General features: G+C 67.8%; 20 protein-coding genes. 15 read left to right on the forward strand and 5 right to left on the reverse strand.

The window, feature by feature from the left end; genetic code table 11:
- Positions 1–44 precede the first annotated feature (44 nt).
- The 6 genes from J2Y49_RS28920 (at position 45) to J2Y49_RS28945 (ending at position 5,858) form a co-directional block, all read left to right on the forward strand.
- Positions 45–584 (forward strand): DUF3576 domain-containing protein, encoded by a 540-nt coding sequence (locus J2Y49_RS28920; RefSeq protein ID WP_149227686.1) that lies wholly within the window; start codon positions 45–47, stop codon positions 582–584.
- Between the two features lie 105 nt (positions 585–689).
- Positions 690–3,260, forward strand: a complete 2,571-nt coding sequence (gene leuS / locus J2Y49_RS28925; protein ID WP_310118956.1) for a leucine--tRNA ligase — start codon at positions 690–692, stop codon at positions 3,258–3,260.
- The gene (gene lptE, locus J2Y49_RS28930; RefSeq protein WP_310118957.1) at positions 3,247–3,819 is read left to right on the forward strand and encodes an LPS assembly lipoprotein LptE; all 573 of its coding nucleotides are present in this window, start codon (positions 3,247–3,249) and stop codon (positions 3,817–3,819) included. The genes leuS and lptE overlap by 14 nt, the downstream gene beginning before the upstream one ends.
- Positions 3,820–3,837: 18 nt before the next feature.
- The gene (holA, locus tag J2Y49_RS28935; protein ID WP_310118959.1) at positions 3,838–4,863 is read left to right on the forward strand and encodes a DNA polymerase III subunit delta; all 1,026 of its coding nucleotides are present in this window, start codon (positions 3,838–3,840) and stop codon (positions 4,861–4,863) included.
- Between the two features lie 47 nt (positions 4,864–4,910).
- On the forward strand, positions 4,911–5,441 hold the full coding sequence (locus J2Y49_RS28940) for a TspO/MBR family protein (protein ID WP_310118960.1): 531 nt from the start codon (positions 4,911–4,913) through the stop codon (positions 5,439–5,441).
- 78 nt (positions 5,442–5,519) lie between these two features.
- On the forward strand, positions 5,520–5,858 hold the full coding sequence (locus J2Y49_RS28945; protein ID WP_310118961.1) for a GIY-YIG nuclease family protein: 339 nt from the start codon (positions 5,520–5,522) through the stop codon (positions 5,856–5,858).
- Between the two features lie 10 nt (positions 5,859–5,868).
- Here the strand turns inward: J2Y49_RS28945 and J2Y49_RS28950 are convergent, their stop codons facing one another.
- Positions 5,869–6,906, reverse strand: coding sequence for a lysine-2,3-aminomutase-like protein (locus tag J2Y49_RS28950; protein ID WP_310118962.1), 1,038 nt, complete (start codon positions 6,904–6,906; stop codon positions 5,869–5,871).
- 66 nt (positions 6,907–6,972) lie between these two features.
- Between J2Y49_RS28950 and J2Y49_RS28955 the strand changes: the two genes are divergently transcribed.
- The 3 genes from J2Y49_RS28955 (at position 6,973) to irrA (ending at position 10,084) form a co-directional block, all read left to right on the forward strand.
- Positions 6,973–7,716 carry a glycerophosphoryl diester phosphodiesterase gene (locus tag J2Y49_RS28955; RefSeq protein WP_310118965.1) on the forward strand — a complete coding sequence of 248 codons (744 nt, stop codon included), beginning with the start codon at positions 6,973–6,975 and terminating at the stop codon, positions 7,714–7,716.
- A gap of 294 nt (positions 7,717–8,010) precedes the next feature.
- Positions 8,011–9,384 carry an NAD(P)H-dependent flavin oxidoreductase gene (locus J2Y49_RS28960; protein WP_409017928.1) on the forward strand — a complete coding sequence of 458 codons (1,374 nt, stop codon included), beginning with the start codon at positions 8,011–8,013 and terminating at the stop codon, positions 9,382–9,384.
- 268 nt (positions 9,385–9,652) lie between these two features.
- Complete coding sequence (irrA, locus tag J2Y49_RS28965; RefSeq protein ID WP_310118969.1) at positions 9,653–10,084, forward strand: iron response transcriptional regulator IrrA; 432 nt, start codon at positions 9,653–9,655, stop codon at positions 10,082–10,084.
- Positions 10,085–10,128: 44 nt separating this feature from the next.
- On the opposite strand, the gene J2Y49_RS28970 is transcribed toward irrA, so the two are convergent.
- Both J2Y49_RS28970 and J2Y49_RS28975 read right to left on the reverse strand, forming a co-directional pair.
- Complete coding sequence (locus J2Y49_RS28970) at positions 10,129–10,365, reverse strand: hypothetical protein (RefSeq protein WP_310118971.1); 237 nt, start codon at positions 10,363–10,365, stop codon at positions 10,129–10,131.
- Entirely contained in the window at positions 10,362–10,592 is a 231-nt protein-coding gene (locus tag J2Y49_RS28975; RefSeq protein ID WP_310118972.1) for a hypothetical protein, read from the reverse strand. The genes J2Y49_RS28970 and J2Y49_RS28975 overlap by 4 nt, the downstream gene beginning before the upstream one ends.
- A gap of 301 nt (positions 10,593–10,893) precedes the next feature.
- Here J2Y49_RS28975 and J2Y49_RS28980 point away from each other — a divergent pair, with 301 nt between their 5' ends.
- Together J2Y49_RS28980 and J2Y49_RS28985 are read left to right on the forward strand one after the other, a co-directional pair.
- Positions 10,894–12,957, forward strand: coding sequence for an ATP-binding protein (locus J2Y49_RS28980; protein WP_310118974.1), 2,064 nt, complete (start codon positions 10,894–10,896; stop codon positions 12,955–12,957).
- 36 nt (positions 12,958–12,993) lie between these two features.
- The gene (locus J2Y49_RS28985) at positions 12,994–13,215 is read left to right on the forward strand and encodes a hypothetical protein (RefSeq protein WP_310118976.1); all 222 of its coding nucleotides are present in this window, start codon (positions 12,994–12,996) and stop codon (positions 13,213–13,215) included.
- 61 nt (positions 13,216–13,276) lie between these two features.
- Here J2Y49_RS28985 and J2Y49_RS28990 read toward each other — a convergent pair whose 3' ends face one another.
- Positions 13,277–14,947, reverse strand: coding sequence for a cation acetate symporter (locus tag J2Y49_RS28990; protein WP_310118978.1), 1,671 nt, complete (start codon positions 14,945–14,947; stop codon positions 13,277–13,279).
- Positions 14,944–15,267 carry a DUF485 domain-containing protein gene (locus J2Y49_RS28995; protein WP_310118980.1) on the reverse strand — a complete coding sequence of 108 codons (324 nt, stop codon included), beginning with the start codon at positions 15,265–15,267 and terminating at the stop codon, positions 14,944–14,946. Before J2Y49_RS28995 ends, J2Y49_RS28990 begins: the two co-directional genes overlap by 4 nt.
- A gap of 217 nt (positions 15,268–15,484) precedes the next feature.
- Here J2Y49_RS28995 and J2Y49_RS29000 point away from each other — a divergent pair, with 217 nt between their 5' ends.
- The 4 genes from J2Y49_RS29000 (at position 15,485) to J2Y49_RS29015 (ending at position 21,878) form a co-directional block, all read left to right on the forward strand.
- Complete coding sequence (locus J2Y49_RS29000; protein ID WP_310118983.1) at positions 15,485–18,289, forward strand: cache domain-containing protein; 2,805 nt, start codon at positions 15,485–15,487, stop codon at positions 18,287–18,289.
- A gap of 81 nt (positions 18,290–18,370) precedes the next feature.
- Positions 18,371–19,093 (forward strand): response regulator transcription factor, encoded by a 723-nt coding sequence (locus J2Y49_RS29005; protein ID WP_194911235.1) that lies wholly within the window; start codon positions 18,371–18,373, stop codon positions 19,091–19,093.
- A 230-nt stretch (positions 19,094–19,323) separates the two neighbouring features.
- Positions 19,324–20,976: an acyl-CoA synthetase gene (locus J2Y49_RS29010; protein WP_310118985.1), complete on the forward strand. Its 1,653-nt coding sequence runs from the start codon at positions 19,324–19,326 to the stop codon at positions 20,974–20,976.
- A gap of 152 nt (positions 20,977–21,128) precedes the next feature.
- On the forward strand, positions 21,129–21,878 hold the full coding sequence (locus tag J2Y49_RS29015; protein WP_310118987.1) for an electron transfer flavoprotein subunit beta/FixA family protein: 750 nt from the start codon (positions 21,129–21,131) through the stop codon (positions 21,876–21,878).
- Positions 21,879–21,925: the final 47 nt, after the last annotated feature.

A 21,925-nucleotide genomic window follows, 5' to 3' on the forward strand; every position in this document is an offset into this window, starting at 1 on the left:
TGACTCGCGCGCGGCAACCCCTTTTCTGAACCGGGTTCCCGACCATGCGCCGTTCGACCGCCCTTCGCCTTGTCCCTGTACTGCTCGCGGCTTCCGTCTCGATCGCCGGCTGCGCAAGCTGGGGCGGCAAGACCGAAACCGTCGAAGAGCAGATGAAGAACAAGGACTACAAGTTCGGCAGCCTGCTCGGCACCGATGGCGGCCTGAACCTGTTCGGCAAGAACAAGCGCGGCGGCGACCAGGACAGCGCCGGCGGCATCGGCGTCAACAGCTTCCTGTGGCGCGCCTCGCTCGACACGCTCTCCTTCATGCCGATCGCCTCGGCCGATCCGTTCGGCGGCGTGATCCTGACCGACTGGTACACCCCTCCCGATTCGCCGAACGAGCGGTTCAAGGTCAACCTCTACATCATGGACCGCCAGCTGCGGGCCGACGGCGTCCGGGTTTCGGTGTTCAAGCAGCAGCGCACGGGCAACGACTGGCGCGACATCAACGTCGGTCCGGAGACCGCCGGCCAGCTGGAGGATGCGGTGCTGACCCGCGCCCGGCAGCTTCGCGTGTCGCAGAACGCCGCCGCCCGCTGACGCGGCGGCCGGCCCGAGGCACTCCTCTAAGGCGGTCCTCAAGGCCGGTTCGACTGTCGGGCAAGTCTTCGAGCATCTGGTACAACGGAAAACGGCGTCGCGCTCATGTCGCGTTATAATGTCAAGGAAACCGAGGCGAAGTGGCAGGGCGTATGGGACGGCAAAGGCTGTTTCACCGCGCGCGAGGACGCCTCCCGGCCCAAATACTATGTGCTGGAGATGTTCCCCTATCCGTCGGGGCGCATCCACATGGGCCACGTCCGCAACTACACCATTGGCGACGTGATCGCGCGGTTCAAGCGCGCCAAGGGCTTCAACGTCCTGCACCCGATGGGCTGGGACGCCTTCGGCCTGCCGGCCGAGAATGCCGCGCTGGAGAAGAAGGTCCATCCGGCCGCCTGGACGCGCGAGAACATCGCAACCATGCGCGGGCAGCTGAAGACGATGGGCCTGTCCATCGACTGGGACCGCGAGATCGCCACCTGCGACGTGGAGTATTACCGCCACGAGCAGAAGATGTTCCTGGATTTCCTGAAGGCTGGCCTGGCCTACCGCAAGGAATCCTGGGTGAACTGGGACCCGGTGGACAACACCGTTCTCGCCAACGAGCAGGTGATCGACGGCCGCGGCTGGCGCACCGGCGCGCTGGTGGAAAAGCGCAAGCTGTCGCAATGGTTCCTGAAGATCACCGCCTATGCCGAAGACCTGCTGAAGGGCCTGGAGACGCTGGACCGCTGGCCCGAGCGCGTCCGCATCATGCAGGAGAACTGGATCGGCAAATCCACCGGCGTCCGTTTCCACTTCAAGATCAAGGGTCGCGAGGAGGAGCTGGAGGTCTTCACCACCCGGCCCGACACGCTGTTCGGCGCCTCCTTCGCCGCGATCTCCCCGAATCACCCGCTGGCGGCCGAACTGGCCGCGTCCAGCCCGGAACTGGCCGAGTTCATCGCCGAGTGCAACCGGCTGGGCACCAGCGAGGAAGCGATCGAGACGGCGGAGAAGCGCGGCTTCGACACCGGCCTCAAGGTCGTGCATCCCTTCGATTCGTCGTGGGAGCTGCCGGTCTATGTCGCCAACTTTGTGCTGATGGAATACGGCACCGGCGCGATCTTCGCCTGCCCGGCGCATGACCAGCGCGACCTGGATTTCGCCCGCAAGTACAACCTGCCGGTCCGTCCGGTGGTGATCCCCGCCGACGCCGACCCGGCCGCGTTCGAGGTCGGGACCGAGGCCTACACCGGCCCCGGCGTGCTGCGGAACTCCACCTTCCTCGACGGACTCGACACCGAGTCGGCGAAGGAAGAGGCCGGCAAGCGGCTGGAGGCGGCGGGCCAGGGCGAGCGCACCACCCAGTACCGGCTGCGCGACTGGGGCGTGTCGCGCCAGCGCTATTGGGGCTGCCCGATCCCGGTCATCCACTGCGAGTCGTGCGGCATCGTCCCGGTTCCGGACGACCAGCTGCCGGTCGTGCTGCCGGAGGACGTCACCTTCGACAAGCCCGGCAACCCGCTGGCCCACCATCCGACCTGGAAGCACACCAGCTGTCCGACCTGCGGCAAGCCGGCGCTGCGCGAGACCGACACCTTCGACACCTTCATCGAGTCGTCCTGGTATTTCGCCCGCTTCTGCTCGCCGAAGACCGAGGATGCGGCCTTCACCCGCGAGTCCGTCGATTACTGGCTGGGCGTCGACCAGTATATCGGCGGCATCGAGCATGCGGTCCTGCACCTGCTCTACAGCCGCTTCTGGACGCGCGCGCTGAAGACCTGCGGCTACCTGAACCTGGACGAGCCGTTCACCGGCCTGTTCACCCAGGGCATGGTCAACCACGAGACCTACAAGGATGCCGGCACCGGCGCCTGGCTGGCCCCGACCGACCTGACGAAGAACGACAAGGGCGAATGGGTCCGGGCCGACAGCGGTGCGCCGGTCAATGTCGGCCGCGTCGAGAAGATGTCGAAGTCCAAGAAGAACGTGGTGGACCCGGCGCACATCATCGGCACCTACGGCGCCGACGCCGCCCGCCTGTTCATGCTGTCCGACAGCCCGCCGGAACGCGATCTGGAATGGACCGAGGCCGGCATCGACGGCGCCTGGCGCTACATCAACCGCCTGTGGCGGATGGTGACGGAGGCGCCGGTGGAACTGCCCGCCGCCGGCACGCCGAGGCCCGAGTCGCTCGGCCCGAAGGCCCAGGCCGCCCGCCGTCTGGTCCACAAGACCATCGCCGGCGTGTCGGAGGACCTCGACAAGTTCCGCTTCAACAAGGCGGTCGCCCGCGTCCGCGAGCTGTCCAATGCGCTGGGCGAACTGGACGGCAAGGGCGAGGGCGATGCCTGGGTCCTGCGCGAGGGCTTCGAGTCGCTGGTCCGTCTCGTCGGCCCGATGATGCCGCACCTGGGTGAGGAGCTTTGGGCCCAGCTGGGCCACGCCACGCTGCTGGCCGACCAGCCCTGGCCGGATGCCGACCCCGCCCTGGTGGTGGAGGACAGCGTCAAGGTCGCGGTCCAGGTCAACGGCAAGCTGCGCGCCACGCTGGAACTGCCGCGCGACATGGACAAGGATGCGGCCGAGCAGGCGGCGCTGGCCGATGCCAACGTCCAGCGTGCCATGGACGGCAAGCCGGCCCGCAAGGTCATCGTCGTCCCGAACCGGGTGATCAATGTCGTCGTCTGATCCCAGCCCGATCCGCCAGGGCTCGTTCCGCCGGAGCCCGATCCGGCAGACCGCGGCGCGGGGGCTGTTCGCCCTCGCGCTCGGCCTGTCCGCCGCGTCCCTCTCGGGCTGTGGTTTCCAGCCGCTCTATGGCGGCAAGGGCGTCGGGGCCGCGGCGGCGGACCGGCTGATGGAGGTCGACATCGCGTCGATCCCCGACCGGGAAGGGCAGAAGCTCCGCAACCTGCTGATCGACAACTTCTATCCGTCGGAGCGGCCGAGCAATCCGCGCTACCGGCTGGACGTGGCGTTGTCGGCGTCGGAGCAGAAGCTGGCCCTGCAGAAGGATGCCACCGCGGTGCGCGCCCAGCTGCTGGTCAACGCGCCCTACCGGCTGACCGACACCCAGACCGGGCAGGTGGTGTTTCAGTCCAGCTCGCGCTCGATGATCAGCTACAACACGCTGGAACAGCATTACGCCGCCATCGCGACGGTGCAGAGCGCCTATGACCGGGCGCTCGAGGACATCTCCAACGACATCACCACCCGCGTCGCCATGTATCTCGGCCGCGGGTCCTGACCGGCGGGAGATGTTCGGGTGAAGCTTCAGCCCAAGGCGATCGACGGTTTCCTGCGCAGCCCGGACCCCAAGGTCCGGGCGGTGCTGCTTTATGGCCCCGACTCGGGCCTCGTGCGGGATCGTGCCCAGACACTGGGCAAGACGGTGGTCACGGACCTGTCCGATCCCTTTCGGGTTGCCGAATTCCTGGGTCGCTCGCTGGCCGATGATCCGGCGCGGCTGGCCGACGAGGCTGCGGCGATCTCCTTCACCGGTGGCCGACGCCTGATCCGCGTCCGTGACGCCGAGGACAACAGCACGGCCGCCTTCACCGCCTTCCTGGAAAACCTGCCGCCGGGCGACAGTCTGGTGGTGGTCGAGTCGGGCGACCTCTCGGCCCGCTCCAAGCTGCGGCTTCTGTTCGAAGGCGCCGATGGTGCCGCCGCCATTCCCTGCTATGTGGAGGAGGAGGCGTCGCTCGGCCGGGTCATCGCCGACATCCTGCACGGCCATGGCCTGACCGCCGATCCCGACGCGCTGAGCTTCCTGTCCGCCAACCTCGTCGGCGACCGCATGGTCGCCCGCGGCGAGGCGGAGAAGCTGGCGCTCTATATGGGCGACGGCAAGCGCGTGCGGCTGGAGGACGCCCAGGCCTGCATCGGCGACAGCGCCGCCCTGTCAATGGATGAGCCGGTGTGGGCGGCGGCGGAGGGTGATTTCGCCACCCTCGACCGCTCGCTGGCGCGGCTCTTTGCCGAGGGCACCTCGCCGGTGCCGATCCTGCGCGGAGCCCAGCGGCATTTCCAGCGCCTGCAACTGCTCTGCGCCCAGGTTGCCGCCGGCAAGTCGCCGGAGGCTGCCGTCGAGTCGCTGCGCCCGCCGGTCTTCTTCAAGCTGAAGACCCGGCTGGTCAGGCAGGCCCGCCATTGGTCGCCCGGCCATGTCCGCCAGGCTCTGGAGCGGCTGGTCGATGCCGAGGCCGATTGCAAGCGCACCAACATGCCGGACGAGACCCTGTGCGCCCGTGTGCTGTTCCAGCTCGCCTCGCTGGGGGCGCGGCGCTGAAAGGGCGCTGACTTGACCATTGGGGCCTGCGCGCTATCTCGCGGGGCATGAGCCACGCCACATACACCGCGCCACCGCCCGCCCCCTTCCGGGTCCGCTGGTGGCAACCCCTGCTGTTCTGGGTCATCGTCAACGCCTGGGGCTTCGTCGAGCGTGGCGGCCAGCCGTTCGCCGGGCACCAGCCATCGCCGCTGCAGCCGCCGGGCTGGGCGTTTCCGGTGATGTGGTTCACGCTGAACGTCTTCCAGATCTGGGGCGACATCCGCCTGCTGAACCCGGCGCGGCGAATCCGCGACCGCGGCCTGCTGATCGGGCTCCAGGCGGTGACCTGGGTGATCTACGCCACCTTCAGCCTCGTCTATTTCACGCTGGGCAGCTCGATCCTTGCCGCGGCCTGGACGGTGTCCTTCTTCATCATCACGTCCATCTGCATCGCGCTGGTGGCGCGGGACGACCGCAGCATCGCGCTGATCTGGACGCCGCTGATTCTGTGGACCGGCTTCGCGTCGGTCGTCGGCATCCACAACGCCCTGATCAACCCCGATCCGCTGTTCGGCACCCCGGCCCTCTGGGGATAATACCCGGATAAAACCTTGCGCCGAATATCACCCGGGTATAATCACTCGGGAGCGATGATGCATGTGGTGAGGGTGGACATGGTTGGCAAAGAGGGTCGCAAGGCTGCGGTGGCGGCCTACAAGGAGCGCAAGAGCGTGGCCGGCGTGTTCGCCGTCCGCTGTCTGTCGGCCGGTTCGGCATGGGTGGGCGGCGCGCCCGATCTCGACAAGATCCAGAACCGGCTTTGGTTCCAGCTGAAGATGGGCGGCTGTCCGCACCGCAGCTTGCAGGCGGCATGGAACGCCTATGGCGCCGAGTCGCTGGCCTTCGAAGTTGTCGAGCGGCTGGAGGACGAGGAGCTTGCCTTCGCCCGCACCGCCGCGCTAAAGGCGCGTGTCGCCCATTGGGCCGCGGCGCTGGGGGCCGAGGCGATCTGAGAGCGGACGCTCAGCCGCGGTAATCGTGAACCCGGCCGGTGAAGTCGGTCACGCGATAACTGTCCTCGCCCTGCTCCTCGATCCAGGCCGGGGCGGCGGGGGCCTTGCCGTGGCCACCGGGGATGTCGAGGACATAGGTGGGCTGGCACAGGCCGGACAGCCGCCCCCGCAGGCCGGTCACCAGCGCCTGCCCCTCGGCCAGGGTCGGGCGGAAATGGCTGGTGCCGGCGGCAAGGTCGGGATGATGCAGGTAATAGGGCTTCACCCGGTTGCGCACCATGCCGCGGAACAGCGCCTCCAGCGCCGCATGGCTGTCGTTGATGCCCTTCAGCAGGACGGTCTGGCCGACCAGCGGGATGCCGGCCTCCACCAGCCGGGCAAGCGCCGCGCGCACCGGCGGGGTCAGCTCGTCGGCATGGTTGATGTGGACGGCGACCCAGGTGGCGAGGTTGGGGGCGGTCAGCGCCTCCAGCAGTTCCGGGGTGATGCGCTCCGGGTCGGCGGCGGGAATGCGGCTGTGCAGGCGGACGATGCCGACATGCGGCATGGCCGACAGCGCCTGTACGATCCCGCGCAGCCGGCGCGGCGACAGCAGCAGCGGGTCGCCGCCGGTGATCACGACCTCCCACACCTCCTCATGGCCACGGATATAGGCCAGGGCCGCGTCCATCTCGTCGGCGGTCAGCGCCTCCCCGCCCGGACCCACCATTTCGCGGCGGAAGCAGAAGCGGCAATAGACGGCACAGGCATGCAGCGGCTTCAGCAGCACCCGGTCGGGGTAGCGGTGAACGATGCCCTTCACCGGGCTGCGGGCCACGTCGCCGATGGGGTCTTCCAGCTCTTCCGGCGTGCTGTACGCCTCGGCGGGGGAGGGGACGTACTGGGCATGGAGCGGGTCCAGCGGATCCGTGCGTCCGGCCAGCGTCTCGCGCAGGTACGGGGTCAGCGCCACGGCGTAGCGGTCGGCGACTGTACGCACGGCTTCGCCCGCCTCCGGCGTCATCAGCCCGGCGGCCACCAGATCGGAAACGCTGTGCAGGGCCTTCATCGCTCTTTCCCGTCTCGACGGAATGGGTCATGTAGGAAAGCGACCGCTCTTACTCCTGCGAGACCCATGCTGTCGACTCTTCCCCGCCTGATCGGCCATCGCGGCGCCAAGGAAAATGCGCCGGAAAACACGCTCGCCTCGATCCGGGAGGCTGCCCGCCAGGGCGCCCGCTGGGTCGAGGTGGATGTCATGCTGACCCGCGACCAGCGCCCGGTGCTGATCCATGACGACACGCTGGACCGCACCACCACCGGCACCGGCCCAGTGCCGCTCCTGGATCTGGCGGACCTGCGGCAGCTCGACGCCGGACGCTGGTTCGATGCAGGCTTCGTCGGAGAACAGGTGCCGACGCTGGAAGAAGCGGTGGCGCTGATCCGCGACCTCGGCCTCGGCCTGAACCTGGAGATCAAGCCCTATCCGGGGCAGGAGGAGATCACGGCGGAGGTGGCGCTGAACACCCTGCGTCCGCTCTGGCCGTCCGACCGGCCGCTTCTGCTGTCCAGCTTCGAGGTACCCTGCCTGGAGGTTGCACAGCGGTTGTGGCCGGAAATCCCGCGCGGCTACCTGCTGTGGGATCCGCCTGCCGACTGGGTGGCCATCGCCGACCGCATCGGGGCGGCGACCCTGAATGTCGACCAGAAGCGCCAGACGGCAGACAGTGTGGCGGAATACCGCGCCACCGGACGGCTGGTGCTGAGCTATACCGTCAACGATGCCGACCGGGCGCGAACGCTGTTCGGCTGGGGGGTATCCGCGGTCTTCACCGACGCACCGGGGCGTCTGGCGCAGGAGTTGGGTGCGGATGCCTGATGGGGCATGTCTCACGGGCATGCCTGACGATGTGCCGGAGGAACGGTCGACACGCTGACGCTTCCGTTCGCAACTGCGGCAAATCGTGAACGTTTTTTGCGCGAGGGGCTGAATCCGCTCGTAGGGCGGGCCAATTCCTCATATATAGAACCGCGTTGGCGATCCCGCCGGAACCCACGTGGATTCCGGCGGAGCTTTTCGTCGTCTGGTTGTTCGCCGCTTTTGATCCGGTGTCCCACAGGGCGCCACGTTCGGTCTTTGGAGGGTTCGTTGAAGGCGTTGAAGCCGTTGCAGATGTCCGGCCGGGAGGTTTTGCCGCTCGTCGAGGGTGGCAAGGGTATTGCCGTATCCAACGGCGAAAGCTCCGGCGCCTGGGCGGCAGCCGGCGGGATTGGCACCTTTTCGGGTGTCAACGCCGACAGCTACGATGAGAACGGCAACCTTCTGCCGCAGATCTACAAGGGTAAGACCCGGCGCGAGCGCCACAACGAGCTGATCGCCTTCGGCATCGAGGGCGGCATCGCCCAGGCGCGCATCGCGCACGAAACGTCGAACGGCCAGGGCCGTATCCACATGAACGTCCTGTGGGAAATGGGCGGGGCGGAGCACATCCTGCACGGCGTGCTGGAAGGCTCGCAGGGCCTGATCCACGGCGTCACCTGCGGCGCCGGCATGCCCTACAAGGTTGCCGAGATCGCGGTGCGCTACGGCGTCCATTACTACCCGATCGTGTCGTCGGCCCGCGCCTTCCGTGCGCTGTGGCTGCGCGCCTACCACAAGTTCCGCGAACATCTGGGCGGCGTGGTCTACGAGGACCCGTGGCTGGCCGGCGGCCACAACGGCCTGTCCAACTCCGAAGATCCGCAGAAGCCGGAGGATCCGTTCCCCCGTGTCCTGGCCCTGCGCCAGATGATGAACAGCTTCGGCCTGAACGACACCCCCATCGTGATGGCGGGCGGCGTCTGGTGGCTGTCGGAGTGGGAGGACTGGATCGACAACCCGGACCTGGGGCCGATCGCCTTCCAGTTCGGCACCCGTCCGCTGCTGACCCAGGAGAGCCCGATCTCCATGGCGTGGAAGCGCAAGCTGGTCGCGCTGCAGCCGGGCGACGTTTTCCTGAACCGCTTCTCGCCCACCGGCTTCTATTCGTCGGCGGTGAAGAACCCGTTCCTGCTGGACCTGATGGCCCGGTCGGAGCGCCAGGTCGCCTACCTCTCCAAGCCGGTGGGCGAGCATTCGGCCGAATTCCCGGTCGGTCCGCGCGGTCGCCCGGTCTATGTGACCGAAAGCGACAAGCAGCGCGCCGAAGGCTGGCTGTCCCAGGGCTTCACCACCGCGCTGAAGACGCCGGACAGCACGCTGGTCTTCGTCACCCCCCAGCAGTCGGAAAAGATCCTGCACGATCAGGTCGACTGCATGGGCTGCCTGTCGGCCTGCGGCTTCTCCAACTGGGCGCAGAACGAGGAAGGGACGACGGGCAAGCGCGCCGATCCGCGCTCCTTCTGCATCCAGAAGACGCTTCAGGCGGTCAGCCACACGGACGACTGCGAGAACCAGCTGATGTTCGCGGGGCACAACGCCTACCGCTTCGCCAGCGATCCCTACTACAATGACGGCTTCATCCCGACGGTGAAGCAGCTCGTGGAGCGGATCGCCTCCGGCTACTGACCGCGGCCACCATACCGGACCGACAGGGCCGCCGGCGGGTGACTGCCGGCGGCCTTTGCATTGGACCGATCCGGCTGACGCCTGTCCGGCTGACGCCCGTTGGGTTGACGCCTGTCAGGTTGACGCCTGTCAGGTTGACGTCGGTGCGACAATAACTTGCGCCGCCTTTCCGAATGGTTTTACAGTTGAACGGTCTGCGGCCTTGTGCCGCGGTTCTGTCCCGGACCTTCGTGTCCGCCCCTGTGTCGACCATACGGGTGCCGCGCCCATGATGACCGCCGAACGCCCATTCAAGCGAGCCCTCGACCGGCTGAACGGCGCCGGGCTGCGCCCGACCCGCCAGCGCCTTGGCCTTGCGCGGCTGCTGTTCGAGGGGTGCGACCGGCACGTCACCGCGGAACAACTGCATGGCGAGGCGCTGGCCGCCGACCTGCCGGTGTCACTGGCGACCGTCTACAACACGCTGAACCAGTTCACCTCCGCCGGTCTGCTGCGCGAGGTGGTGGTGGAGGCCGGCAAGTCCTATTTCGATACCAACACCAGCGACCATCATCATTTCTTCGTCGAATCCACCGGCCGGCTCGAGGATATCCCCGCTGACCGTCTGATGGTGCAGAACCTGCCCACCGCCCCGGCCGGCACCCGCGTCGCCCGCGTCGACGTGATCGTCCGCCTGATCGAGGACGACGGTCCGGCCTGACCCCGCCGGCTTGATCCTGCCTGCCGTTCAGCGCGGGCAGGCGCTCAGCCTTCGCCGTCAGGCATGCTCGGATGGGCAGGGCGGTCGACGAAGGGCCAGCGCATATAGGCGAAGACCCAGACGGCGATCACGTTCAGGTACGGGAACAGCAGCAGCAGGATCCACAGCGGGCTGCGCCCGGCCTTCGCCAGCACCCAGCCGCCGGCGATCAGCGTATAGGTCGTGACGATCGACCCGATCAGCAGTTCCCAGAAGCCCAGATGGATGATGGTGTCCGTCATGCCGTCCTCCGCGCCTTGACCTTGCGGGTTTCGCGCACCGGCAGCACCGGCCAGCGGCTGTGCGCCATCACGCCGATCGCGACCACATGGCCCAGCGGCAGCAGCGCGAACAACGCCCACAAGGGCGAGAAGCCCGCCCGGCGCAGGATGCGTGCCATCGGCCACACGATGGCAAGTTGGAACAGCATAAGCCCCAGAAGCGGGCTGTTGACGTAATCCTCAAGCATGCCGGCCCGGACCCTCCTCCGCATGGTTGAGGGGCAGAGAAGCGCGGGCGGCAGGCTTTGTCGAGCCAAACTTTTCCCGCACCGGCTTTCCGGCCGCGACCGCCACTCCACAAGTTCCCACCCGCATCAGGCGAGCGCGAGCGTGAAATCACCCGGCAGGGCATGCTACAGTTTGCCGCGTCCGGCCGAACCGGCTTGACGTTCTCTGGAATTCAGCCGCGGCGGACTCTTGCCTTTGACGGATTTCTCCGAACCGGCCGGCGCTGCGCGCGGATGGTGGCGGCAGTTGCGATCAGGCGCGTTGTCCCTGTCGCCGGTGGCCGGCATGCGCATCGGCCTGCTCGCGGCGGTTATCGCCGGCTTCTGGCTGGTGGCCTACGCCGATCTGGAGCGTACCCGCGACCGGGCGCTGCAGGACGGTCTGCGCCAGACCTCCAACCTGTCCAGCCTGCTGGAAGAGGATGCCCGCCGGGCCATGGTTGTGGCCGGCTATTCCCTGCATGCGATCACGGAGGGAGGGCAGATTCCTGCCCATCTGCTGGCCGAAACGGCCTGGGCGCCGGGCGCCGGCGCCGGCCCCGGGCAGGCGCTGAGGACGCTGCTGATCGTGGAGCGGGATGGCCGGGTGCGGCAGGCCGCAGGCATGGACACCTTGGCGTCGGTCGCCGGAACCCCGCTGGCCGAGGCGGCGGCCGGCGGATCGGCGGCCTTCGTCGGACCCTACCGGGAGGCCGGCGGCGGCTGGCGCGCGGCCATGGTCCGGCCGCTGGCCGACGGCAGTGGCTCGGCGGTGGCGGTACTCGATCTCGACCGCTTCACCCGGCTCTATGCGACGCAGAACGTTGGACCGCTCAGCATCATCCTGTTCTATCGCGAGAATGGAGCGGTCCTGGCCTATTCACGGGCCGGATTGCCGCTCGACCGCGACCGCGCCGCCTTTGCCGGATTCCTGCCCCGCCTGCCCGCCGACGAAACCGCGCGGACGCTGTCCGGTTTCGATCCGGCGGAAGGGCGCGAGCGGATCGGCACCGTCCGCCGGGTGGCGGGCCTGCCGTTCTACGTCTATGTCCGCATCCGGACCGACGATGTGCTGGCCGGCTGGTATGCCGACCGCTGGAAACGCGTGCTGGAAACCGCCGCGGTGTCGGTGGTGGTCATGCTCCTGGCCCTGCTGGCCTTGCGGCAGCTGGGCCGGCTGGAGACGACAACCCAGGCGCTGCGGGCCAGCGAACGCCGGTCGCAGGCCCTGTTCGACAGCAGTTTCCAGATCATGGGGCTGTTGTCCCCCGACGGGCGGGTGCTGGCATTGAACCGGCCGGCCTGCGCCCTGGCCGGGTTGCCGGCGGAGGCGTTGATCGGGCGCCGCGCCTGGGAGTTCCGCGGCTGGGCCCGGACCGGCGAACTGGCGGAGGCCTTCCGCCAGTCGATCGGAAAGGCGGCGTCCGGCCGCCTCGTCCGCTATGAAACCGACGTGATCGCCGACGGCGTCACCCGGGTGATGGATGTGACGATCAAGCCGGTCTTCGACGACGGGGGCGCCGTGACGGTGCTGGTGGTCGAGGCGCGCGACATCACCGAACGGGTGGAGGCGGCCGAACGGCTTGCCGCCGCGCTCGACCAGGCGGAGGCCGCCAACCGTGCCAAGAGCGCCTTCCTGGCGACCATGAGCCACGAGCTGCGCACGCCGCTGAACGCGATCATCGGCTTTTCGGACATCATGCTGCACGAGCTGTTCGGACCGCTGGGCAGTCCGCGCTACCACGACTATGCGCGCCATGTGCAGAACAGCGGGCGCCATCTGCTGGACCTCATCAACGACGTGCTGGACATGTCGAAGCTGGAGGCCGGGCGCTACACGCTGGACGAAAGCTGGCTGGAGCCGGCCGACGCCATCGAGACCTGCCGGGCGCTGGCGGCGGTTCCCGCCGACGCCGGCGGGGTGACGCTGGAGAGCGACTGCGCCCCCGGCCTGCCCAGGCTGCTGGCCGACGAGCGGGCTCTGCGGCAAGTCTTGCTGAACCTGCTGTCGAATGCCGTGAAGTTCACCCCGCGCGGCGGCCGGGTGACGGTGACGGCAGGGTTGGAGGCGGGGGACGGACTCGCCATCGCCGTGTGCGACACCGGCATCGGCATCCCCGCCGACGCGCTGGCCCGCATTCTGGAGCCGTTCCAGCAGGCCGACAGCAGCATCCCCGGCCGTTTCGGCGGCACCGGGCTCGGCCTGTCGATCTGCCGCGACCTGATGGCCCTGCATGGCGGCAGCCTGTCCATCGACAGCGAACCGGGCTGCGGCACCGTCGTCACCGTCCGCTTCCCCGCCGGCCGCGTCGCCCAGCCGGTTGCGGCCGACGGGATGCAGGCGTAAGCCTGTCTCCGGTGAACGGAGCAAAAGGCGGACGGGATGATCGGGAATGACGGAAAGCCGGTGTCCAAGGAGGACCTGCGCAAGCACATCGCCGTCTACAACGGCCAGTCGCGCGGCTCCAAGGAGTTCGCGGCGATCCCGCGGGCGCTGGTGACGATCCTCGATGGGCTGAAGCCGGGCAAGACCGGCTATGTCAAATGCCTGGACGGTCAGGTGCAGCTGTCGCGCCGCAAGGACAACAGCGTGTCGGCGGGCTGACAAAAGAAAAGCGCCCTTCCCCGGTGTGGGGAAGGGCGCTTTCCTTTGGAAAATCAGACCGTTAGTGCTTGGCGGCAGCCGCGGCGCCGATGCCGGTCTGGGAGCGGACGAACTGGTCCTCGAAGGCGTCGCGCTCGGCACGGGCGGACGCGCTGCTGTCCAGCTTCGACACGATGATCGTGACGATGAAGGCCAGCGTCATCGAGAACAGGGCCGGCTGCTCGTACGGGAAGATCGGCTTCGGGTTGTTCAGAACCACGACCCACACCGCGTTCGACAGGATCACCAGCGTCACCGCGGAAATCAGGCCGGCGATGCCGCCCGCCAGCGCGCCGCGGGTGGTCAGCCCCTTCCAGTACATCGACAGGATCAGCACCGGGAAGTTCACCGACGCCGCGACGCCGAAGGTCAGGCCGACCAGGAAGGCGACGTTCTGCTTCTCGAACGCGATGCCCAGCACGACGGCCAGCACGCCCAGGACCAGCGACGCGATCTTGGACACGCGCATTTCCTCGCGCTCCGTCGCCTCACCCTTGCGGATGACGCGGGCGTAGAGGTCGTGCGCGATGGCCGAGGCGCCGGCCAGCGCCAGGCCCGACACCACCGCCAGGATGGTTGCGAAGGCGACCGCCGACAGGAAGCCGAGGAACAGGTCGCCGCCCAGCGCCTTGGCCAGATGCATCACCGGCATGTTGCCGCCGCCGATCAGCTTGCCGCCGACCTTGCCGCCTTCGAAGAACTGCGGATCGGTGCCGACGATGGTGATCGCCGCCATGCCCAGCACGCAGACGATCAGGAAGAAGAAGCCGATGAAGCCCGACGCGTAGAAGACCGACTTGCGGGCCTCGCGCGCGTTGGGGACGGTGAAGAAGCGCATCATGATGTGCGGCAGCGCGGCGGTGCCGAACAGCAGGCCCAGCGACAGCGACACCGCCGACACCGGGTCGGCCAGCAGCGTGCCCGGCCCCATGATCTTCACGCCGTCCTTGTGCGAGGCGATGGCGCTCTTGGCGATGGCCTCCAGGCTGAAGCCGAAGCGCGACAGGGCGAGGAAGGCGAGGATCACGCCGGCGCCCAGTAGAAGCACCGCCTTGATGATCTGCACCCAGGTGGTGGCGATCATGCCGCCGAAGGTGACGTACACGACCATCAGCACGCCGACCACGATGACCGCGATGTTGTAGTCCAGCCCGAACAGCAGCTTGATCAGCTGGCCGGCGCCGACCATCTGGACGATCAGGTAGAAGCACACCACCGTCAGCGAACCGATGGCGGCGAAGGTGCGGATCTTGCCCTGGTCCAGCCGGTAGGACGCAATGTCGGCGAAGGTGAAGTGGCCGAGGTTGCGCAGCCGCTCCGCCAGCAGGAACAGGATGATCGGCCAGCCGACGAAGAAGCTGATGGTGTAGACGAAGCCGTCATAGCCCTTGGCGAACACCAGGCTCGACAGACCCAGCAGGGTCGCGGCCGACATGTAGTCGCCGGCGATCGCCAGTCCGTTCTGGAAGCCGGTGATGCCGCCGCCCGCGGTGTAGAAGTCGGAAGTCGAGCGGGTGCGGCTCGCCGCCCAGTAGGTGATGCCCAGCGTCATCACGACGAAGGCCAGGAACATGCCGATGGCGGACAGGTTGACCGGCTGCTTTTCCAGCTGCCCGACATCGCCGGCGGCCAGCGCCGGAAGGGCGAACAGGGTGGCGGCAGCCGCCGTCAGGAGGATCCGGCGGGCGGTCATTGCAGCGTCTCCCGCGTGATCTCGTCGGTCAGGTCCTGGAAGCGGCCGTTGGCGAAATGGGAATAGACGCCGGTCAGCAGCCAGGACAGGATGATGATCGCCGCCCCGATGGGGAAGCCGACGCTGAGGGCCGAGTCGTCGGACATCGGCTTGTGCAGCAGGTCCGGCGCGAAGGCCACCACCATCATGAAGCTGTAATAGCCGACCAGCACGACGGCCGACAGGATCAGGGCGAGCCGGCTGCGCTGTCGCACCAGCTCCTGGAATTTGGGGTTCCGGCGGACCCGTTCGTAGACCGGAGTGTTCGCGGGGGAGTGCATGTTTCCTCCAGACGGTAAACGTCCTTGTGGCACCCTGTTCGGGCTTATGCTTTTCCGGCTAACAAAACACTGTTTCGCAAATTTCCCGGAAATATGACGAATTGTTTCAGCGCAATTCCGGTAACAATTCCACCGATTCGGATTGAGCCTGGGCAGCGAAGCTGGAATGATGGAGGGGAGCCCTTCGATCCCCATATCCCGCCGCTTCGTCCGGAAAATGATCCGCTCGCCCCTGTTCCTCCGGCTGTTCTCGGCGATCCTGATCTCGCTCGGGCTGTTCTCGGCGGCGGCCTATGTCTTCTCCGTTCCCTTCATCGAGGAGAAGGCCTACGAGATCGAACGCGACGCCAGCCGCACCATCCTCGACAACGTATTCGAGCTGGTCAGCCGCATCCGCGGCGGGCTGGAGGAGCAGCGCAGCACCACGGTGGAGTCCTACAAGACCCGCCTGCGCGACGTGCTCGAACTGGCCGTCGGCTATATCGAGCATGTCCATGCCCGTGCCGACCGCGGCGAGATCACGGCGGAAGAGGCGCGGCGCGAGGCGATGGAGGGGCTGCACGCCTTCCGCTACGGCAACGGGGATTATGTCTGGGCCATCGGCTACGACTCGGTGATCCTGTCGCATCCCTCGCCGGACTATCAGGGGCGGAAGTCCGACGACCTGCGCGACAATCTGGGCCGCCACATCCTGCCCACCATCGTCGCCACCGCCAAGCGGGAGGGCGAGGGCTTCCAGACCTATCCGTGGTGGCGGCCGAACGGCGACGAGCGGGCGCCGAAGCTCAGCTTCTTCAAGGATCTGCCCAAACGCGGCATCATCGTCGGCACCGGCGCCTATCTGGCCGACGTCGACGCCGAGGTGGAGCGGCGAAAGGCCGAGGCGATCGAGGATCTGCGCCAGGCCCTGCGCAAGCTGCGCATCGCCCGCACCGGATACCTCTACATCTTCGATTCGGCGAACCGGATGATCATCCACCCGAATTCGAACATCGAGGGCACGGCCTTCGGCGACCGGCTGAACTCGGCGACCGGCCGCCCGATCGCCGAGGATCTGAAAGCCGCCGCGGCCAGGGGGGAGCCGCTGACCTACCTGTGGGACAAGCCCGACGATCCCGGCAACTACGCCTATGAAAAGATCAGCTGGGTCCGGCATTTCGAAGGCTTCGACTGGTACATCGCCTCGTCGGTCTATGTGGACGAGTTGCAGCGGTCGTCGGTGGTGCTGGGCAACCGCATCCTCGCCATCGGCATGGCGCTGATGGCGGCGGGCAGCCTGTTGGGCTATGTCGCCGTCGGCCGTCTGGTCCGGCCGCTGCGCCGGCTGGCCGACACCGCGGTGCAGGTGCGGGCCGGCGACCTCGGCGCGCAGAGCGGCATCCGCCGCGGCGACGAGATCGGGCTGCTGGCCTCCGCCTTCGACGGGATGGTCCGGCAACTGCGCGACACCGTCGCCACGCTGGACAGCCGCGTGCGCGACCGCACCGCGGCGCTGGCGGAGGCGGAGACGCGCCAGCGCGTGATCCTGGACGCGATCCCCGCCTGCATCGCCGGGCTGGACCGCGACGGGCGGCTGACCTTCGCCAACCTGCGCTGGGGCGAACTGGTCGGCCGCGACAAGTCCGAGGTGATCGGTCGCGATCTTGCCGCCGTCGTCGGCCGGCGCGCCATGGCGGTGCTGCGCCCCCATCTCGACCGCTGTTTGTCGGGGGAGGTGGTGACCTTCGAATACGCCTTTCCGCGCGACGGCCGCGACATGGTGACCAAGACCACGCTGATTCCCCATCGCGGCGAGGGCCATCGTGGCGAGGGTGGAGCGGAGGACGGCGCCGTCACCGGCCTGTTCGTGCTGACCCTGGACATCACCGACGAGAAGCAGACCGAACGCCAACTGGTGGAGGCGCAGCGCCTGAAGGCGGTCGGCCAGCTGTCGGGCGGGCTGGCGCACGACTTCAACAACCTGTTGTCGATCATCATCGGCAACCTTGCGGCGGCGCGCGAGCGCTACGCCGCGGTCAAGGGATTGGACGCCTATCTGGAGCCGGCCCAGCGTGCCGGCCGCCGCGGCGCCGACATCACCGCCCGGCTGCTCGCCTTCTCCCGCCAGCAACCGCTGAAGCCGGAGCCGATCGAACTGTGCGGGCTGCTGCGCGACATGGCGGTGCTGCTGCGCCGCTCCTTCCCCAGTTCCATCGCCATCGGCGTGCCGGAGGAGGGGCGGGAGTGCTGGACCATCGCCGACCAGACCCAGCTGGAGAACGCGTTGGTCAACCTCGCCATCAATGCGCGCGACGCCATGCCGGGCGGCGGCCGGCTCGACATCGCGGTCGGCATCCGCCGGGTGGAGGACACCCTGTCCTTCGACGAGCCGGTCCGGCCCGACGATTACCTGGAAATCCGCGTCACGGACACCGGCACCGGCTTCACGCCGGAGGCGCTGGCCCGCGCGGTGGAGCCCTTCTTCACCACCAAGGCGCTGGGATCGGGGCTGGGGCTGTCGATGGTCTACGGCTTCGTCAAGCAGTCGCGCGGCTATCTGCGCATCGATAGCCGGCCGGGGGAGGGGACCGCCGTCACCCTGCTGCTGCCGCGCGCCGAGCCGGTGGCCCGCCTGCCCGATGCCGAACCGGCGACGGCCGAACCCCTGGGCGGCGGCTGGTCCGGCCAGTTGGCGCTGGTGGCGGAGGACAACGACGATGTCCGGCAGGTGATGCGCCAGCAGCTGGTCGACCTCGGCTTCTCGGTGGTGGAGGCGGCGAGCGGCGACGAGGCGGCGGAGCTGGTGGAGCAGATCGACGGGCTGTCTCTGCTGGTCTCCGACATCGTCATGCCCGGCCTGTCGGGGGTGGAACTGGCGCGGCGCGCCCGGCTGCTGCGGCCGGACATGCGGGTGGTGCTGGTCAGCGGATTCACGGTCGAGTATGGCGATATCCCCGCCGATGCCGTCATACTGAGCAAGCCATGGGACAAGCGGGATCTGGTGGCGGCCATCGGCCACGCCGCCCAACCCGCGCCGGCCTGATACACTCAGGCCGCCTGATGCAATCGGGCCGAACAAACGCACCTGGAAAAACAGGGCGACGAGTGCCGAGGGGAAACGCGCGTGGTGCAGAAAAAGCGCATCTATCTGGTCGAGGACGAGGCCGACATCCGCCGGCTGGTGAAAGAGGTGCTGGAGGGATACGGCTACGAGGTGTCCTGCTGGGCTAGCGGGCGGGAGGCGCGGGCGGCGATCCAGCGCCAAGCCCCCGACCTGTGCCTTGTCGATCTCGGCCTGCCGGACATGGACGGGCTGACCCTGGTTCGCGAACTGTGGGAGGATGTGCGCTTCGGCGTGATCATCCTGTCCGGGCGCGGCGGCACCTCCGACCGGATTCTGGGGCTGGAGCTGGGCGCCGACGATTACATCGTGAAGCCCTTCGAGCCGCGGGAACTGGTCGCCCGCGTCAACAGCGCCATCCGCCGCCGCGAACAGCTGGCCGGCGCCACGGCTGCGGCGGAGACCGCGCGGGCGCGCTTCGGCAATTGGGTCTTCGACCTCGGCAACCTGACGCTGAGCGCCGATGATGGCCGTCAGGAAAGCCTGACAGCGGCGGAGGCCTCGCTTCTGCTGACCCTGCTGAAGGCGCCCAAGCGCGTGCTGTCGCGGGAGCATCTGCAGGGGCCCGACCAGGACCGCGACGATTTTCCCTATGACCGCAGCATCGACGTCCGCGTGTCGCGCATCCGCAAGAAGATCGAGGACGATCCCCGCGCCCCGCGGCTGATCAAGACGGTCTACGGTGCCGGATACCTGTTCGCCGGCGACGTGACTTGGCTGCGGTGAACTGGGCTGCGGTGAACTGGGCTGCGGTGAACTGGGCTGCGGTGAACTGGGCTGCGGCGATCCGGGTTACGGTGAATGGGGTGCCTCGCTTGCCCGGGGCCGCAACAACTCCAATAACAATTGGTCATAATCCTGAGAAAGTTGCGCAAAGCTGATCTGGTACAGGCTGTTTCCAACACCGCCGCGCCCAATGTCGGCGCGCAACAAGAACCCCTGGGGAGAACGGTCCGATGAGTGAAACTGCCGCCGCACTCGATGTTCGCGCCAATCCGTATGAACGCGACCTCGACCGCAACGCCGCCAATTTCGTCGCGCTGACGCCGCTGACTTTCCTGGAGCGCGCCGCCTCCGTGTGGCCCGACCGGCTGGCCGTCGTCCATGGCCCGGTCCGCCGGACCTGGGCCGAGACCATCGTCCGGGTGCGCCGTCTGGCCGCGGCGCTGGCGAACCTGGGGATCGGCAAGGGCGACACCGTCGCGATGCTGGCCGCCAACACGCCCGAGCTGTTCGAGGCTCATTTCGGCGTGCCGCTGGCCGGCGCCGTGCTGAACGCCGTCAACACCCGCCTGGACGCCGAAGCCATCGCCTTCATCCTGAAGCATGGCGAAGCGAAGATCCTGATCGTCGACCGCGAGTTCTCCGGTGTGGCGAAGAAGGCGTTGGCCCTGCTGGATGCGCCGATCCCGGTGGTGGACATCGACGATCCGACCTACATCGGCGGCGAGCTGATCGGCGACCGCGATTACGAGGCCTTCATCAGCGATGTCGGCAGGGAGCATGCCTGGACCCTGCCGGCCGACGAATGGCAGGCCATCGCGCTGAACTACACCTCGGGCACCACCGGCAACCCGAAGGGCGTCGTCTATCACCACCGCGGCGCCTATCTGAACGCGGTGTCGAACGCGCTGTCCTGGAACATGGGCGACGCGCCCGTGTATCTGTGGACGCTGCCGATGTTCCACTGCAACGGCTGGTGCTTCCCCTGGACCATCGCGGTCACCGCCGGCACCGCGATCTGCCTGCGCCAAGTCCGCCCCGACGCCGTGCTGAAGCTGATCCGCGAGGAGCGGGTGACCAACTTCTGCGGTGCGCCCATCGTTCTGAACATGCTGAACAACGCGCCGGCCGAGTTGAAGCAGGGCATCGAGCAGAAGGTGAAGGTGATGGTCGCCGGTGCCGCCCCGCCCGCCGCCGTCATCGCCGGCATGGAGCGCATGGGCTGGGAAGTCACCCATGTCTACGGCCTGACCGAATGCTACGGCCCGACCGTGGTCTGCGTCTGGCACGATCGCTGGGACGGCCTGTCGCTGGACGAGAAGGCGGCGATCAAGGCCCGCCAGGGCGTGCGTGGCCCGATGCTGGAGGCGGTGATCGTCGCCGATCCCTTCACGCTGGAGCCGGTGCCGAAGGACGGCCGCACGATGGGCGAGATCATGATGCGCGGCAACAACGTCATGAAGGGCTACCTGAAGAACCCCAAGGCGACCGAAGAGGCCTTCGCCGGCGGCTGGTTCCACACCGGCGACCTCGCCGTCTGGCATGAAGACGGCTATGTCGAGATCAAGGACCGCTCGAAGGACATCATCATCTCCGGCGGCGAGAACATCTCGTCGATCGAGGTGGAGGACGTGCTCTACAAGCATCCCGAGGTGCTGGAGGCCGCGGTCGTCGCCCGCCATGACGAGAAGTGGGGCGAGACGCCCTGTGCCTTCGTCACGCTGAAGGACGGCGCCACCGCGACCGAGGCCGACATCATCGCCTTCTGCCGCGCCCACATGGCCCACTTCAAGTGCCCGCGCACGGTGGTGTTCGGCCCGCTGCCGAAGACCTCCACCGGCAAGATCCAGAAATACGTCCTGCGCAAGCAGACCGAGGGGCTGTAAGGGGCGGGGCACTTTGCCCTCTCCCTGACCCTCCCCCGCTCTCGGCCGGTTAGAGCACCTAAATCCCCTCCCCCGCCCGGCGGGGGAGGGTCGGGGTGGGGGCAGCGCCCTCCCATGCCCGCACGCCGCCCATTTTCAAAGGGACCCGCGCCATGAAGATCCTCTGCGCCGTGAAGCGCGTCGTCGACTACAACGTCAAGATTCGGGTCAAGACCGACCAGTCCGGTGTCGAGACCTCCAACGTGAAATTCTCGATGAACCCCTTCGACGAGATCGCCGTCGAGGAGGCCGTCCGCCTGAAGGAATCCGGCACGGCGACCGAGATCGTCGTCGTCTCCATCGGCCCGACCCAGGCGCAGGAGACGCTGCGCACGGCCCTGGCGATGGGTGCCGACCGCGCCATCCTGGTGCAGACCGACGTGACCACCGAACCGCTTGCCGTCGCCAAGGTGCTGAAGGCGCTGGTCGAGAAGGAGGCGCCGGGGATGGTGATCCTCGGCAAGCAGGCGATCGACGACGACTGCAACCAGACCGGCCAGATGCTCGCCGCCCTGCTCGGCTGGGGCCAGGGCACCTTCGCCTCGAAGGTCGTCGCCGGCGACGGCACGGTCGCGGTCACCCGCGAGATCGACGGCGGGCTTGAGGTCGTGTCGCTGAAGCTGCCGGCGGTGGTCACCGCCGACCTGCGCCTGAACGAGCCGCGCTACGCCTCGCTGCCCAACATCATGAAGGCGAAGAAGAAGCCGCTGGAGACCGTCACGCCGGACGCCCTGGGTGTCGATGTGACGCCGCGGCTGAAGACGGTGAAGGTCGCCGAACCGGCCAAGCGTCAGGCCGGCATCAAGGTGCCGGACGTCGCCACCCTGGTCGACAAGCTGAAGAACGAGGCGCGGGTGATCTGAGCGCCGGCTCCGGTGCCCCCACCCTAACCCTCCCCCGCTTCGCAGGG

The sequence above is a fragment of the Azospirillum sp. BE72 genome (genome assembly GCF_031455875.1).
Lineage (GTDB): Bacteria > Pseudomonadota > Alphaproteobacteria > Azospirillales > Azospirillaceae > Azospirillum.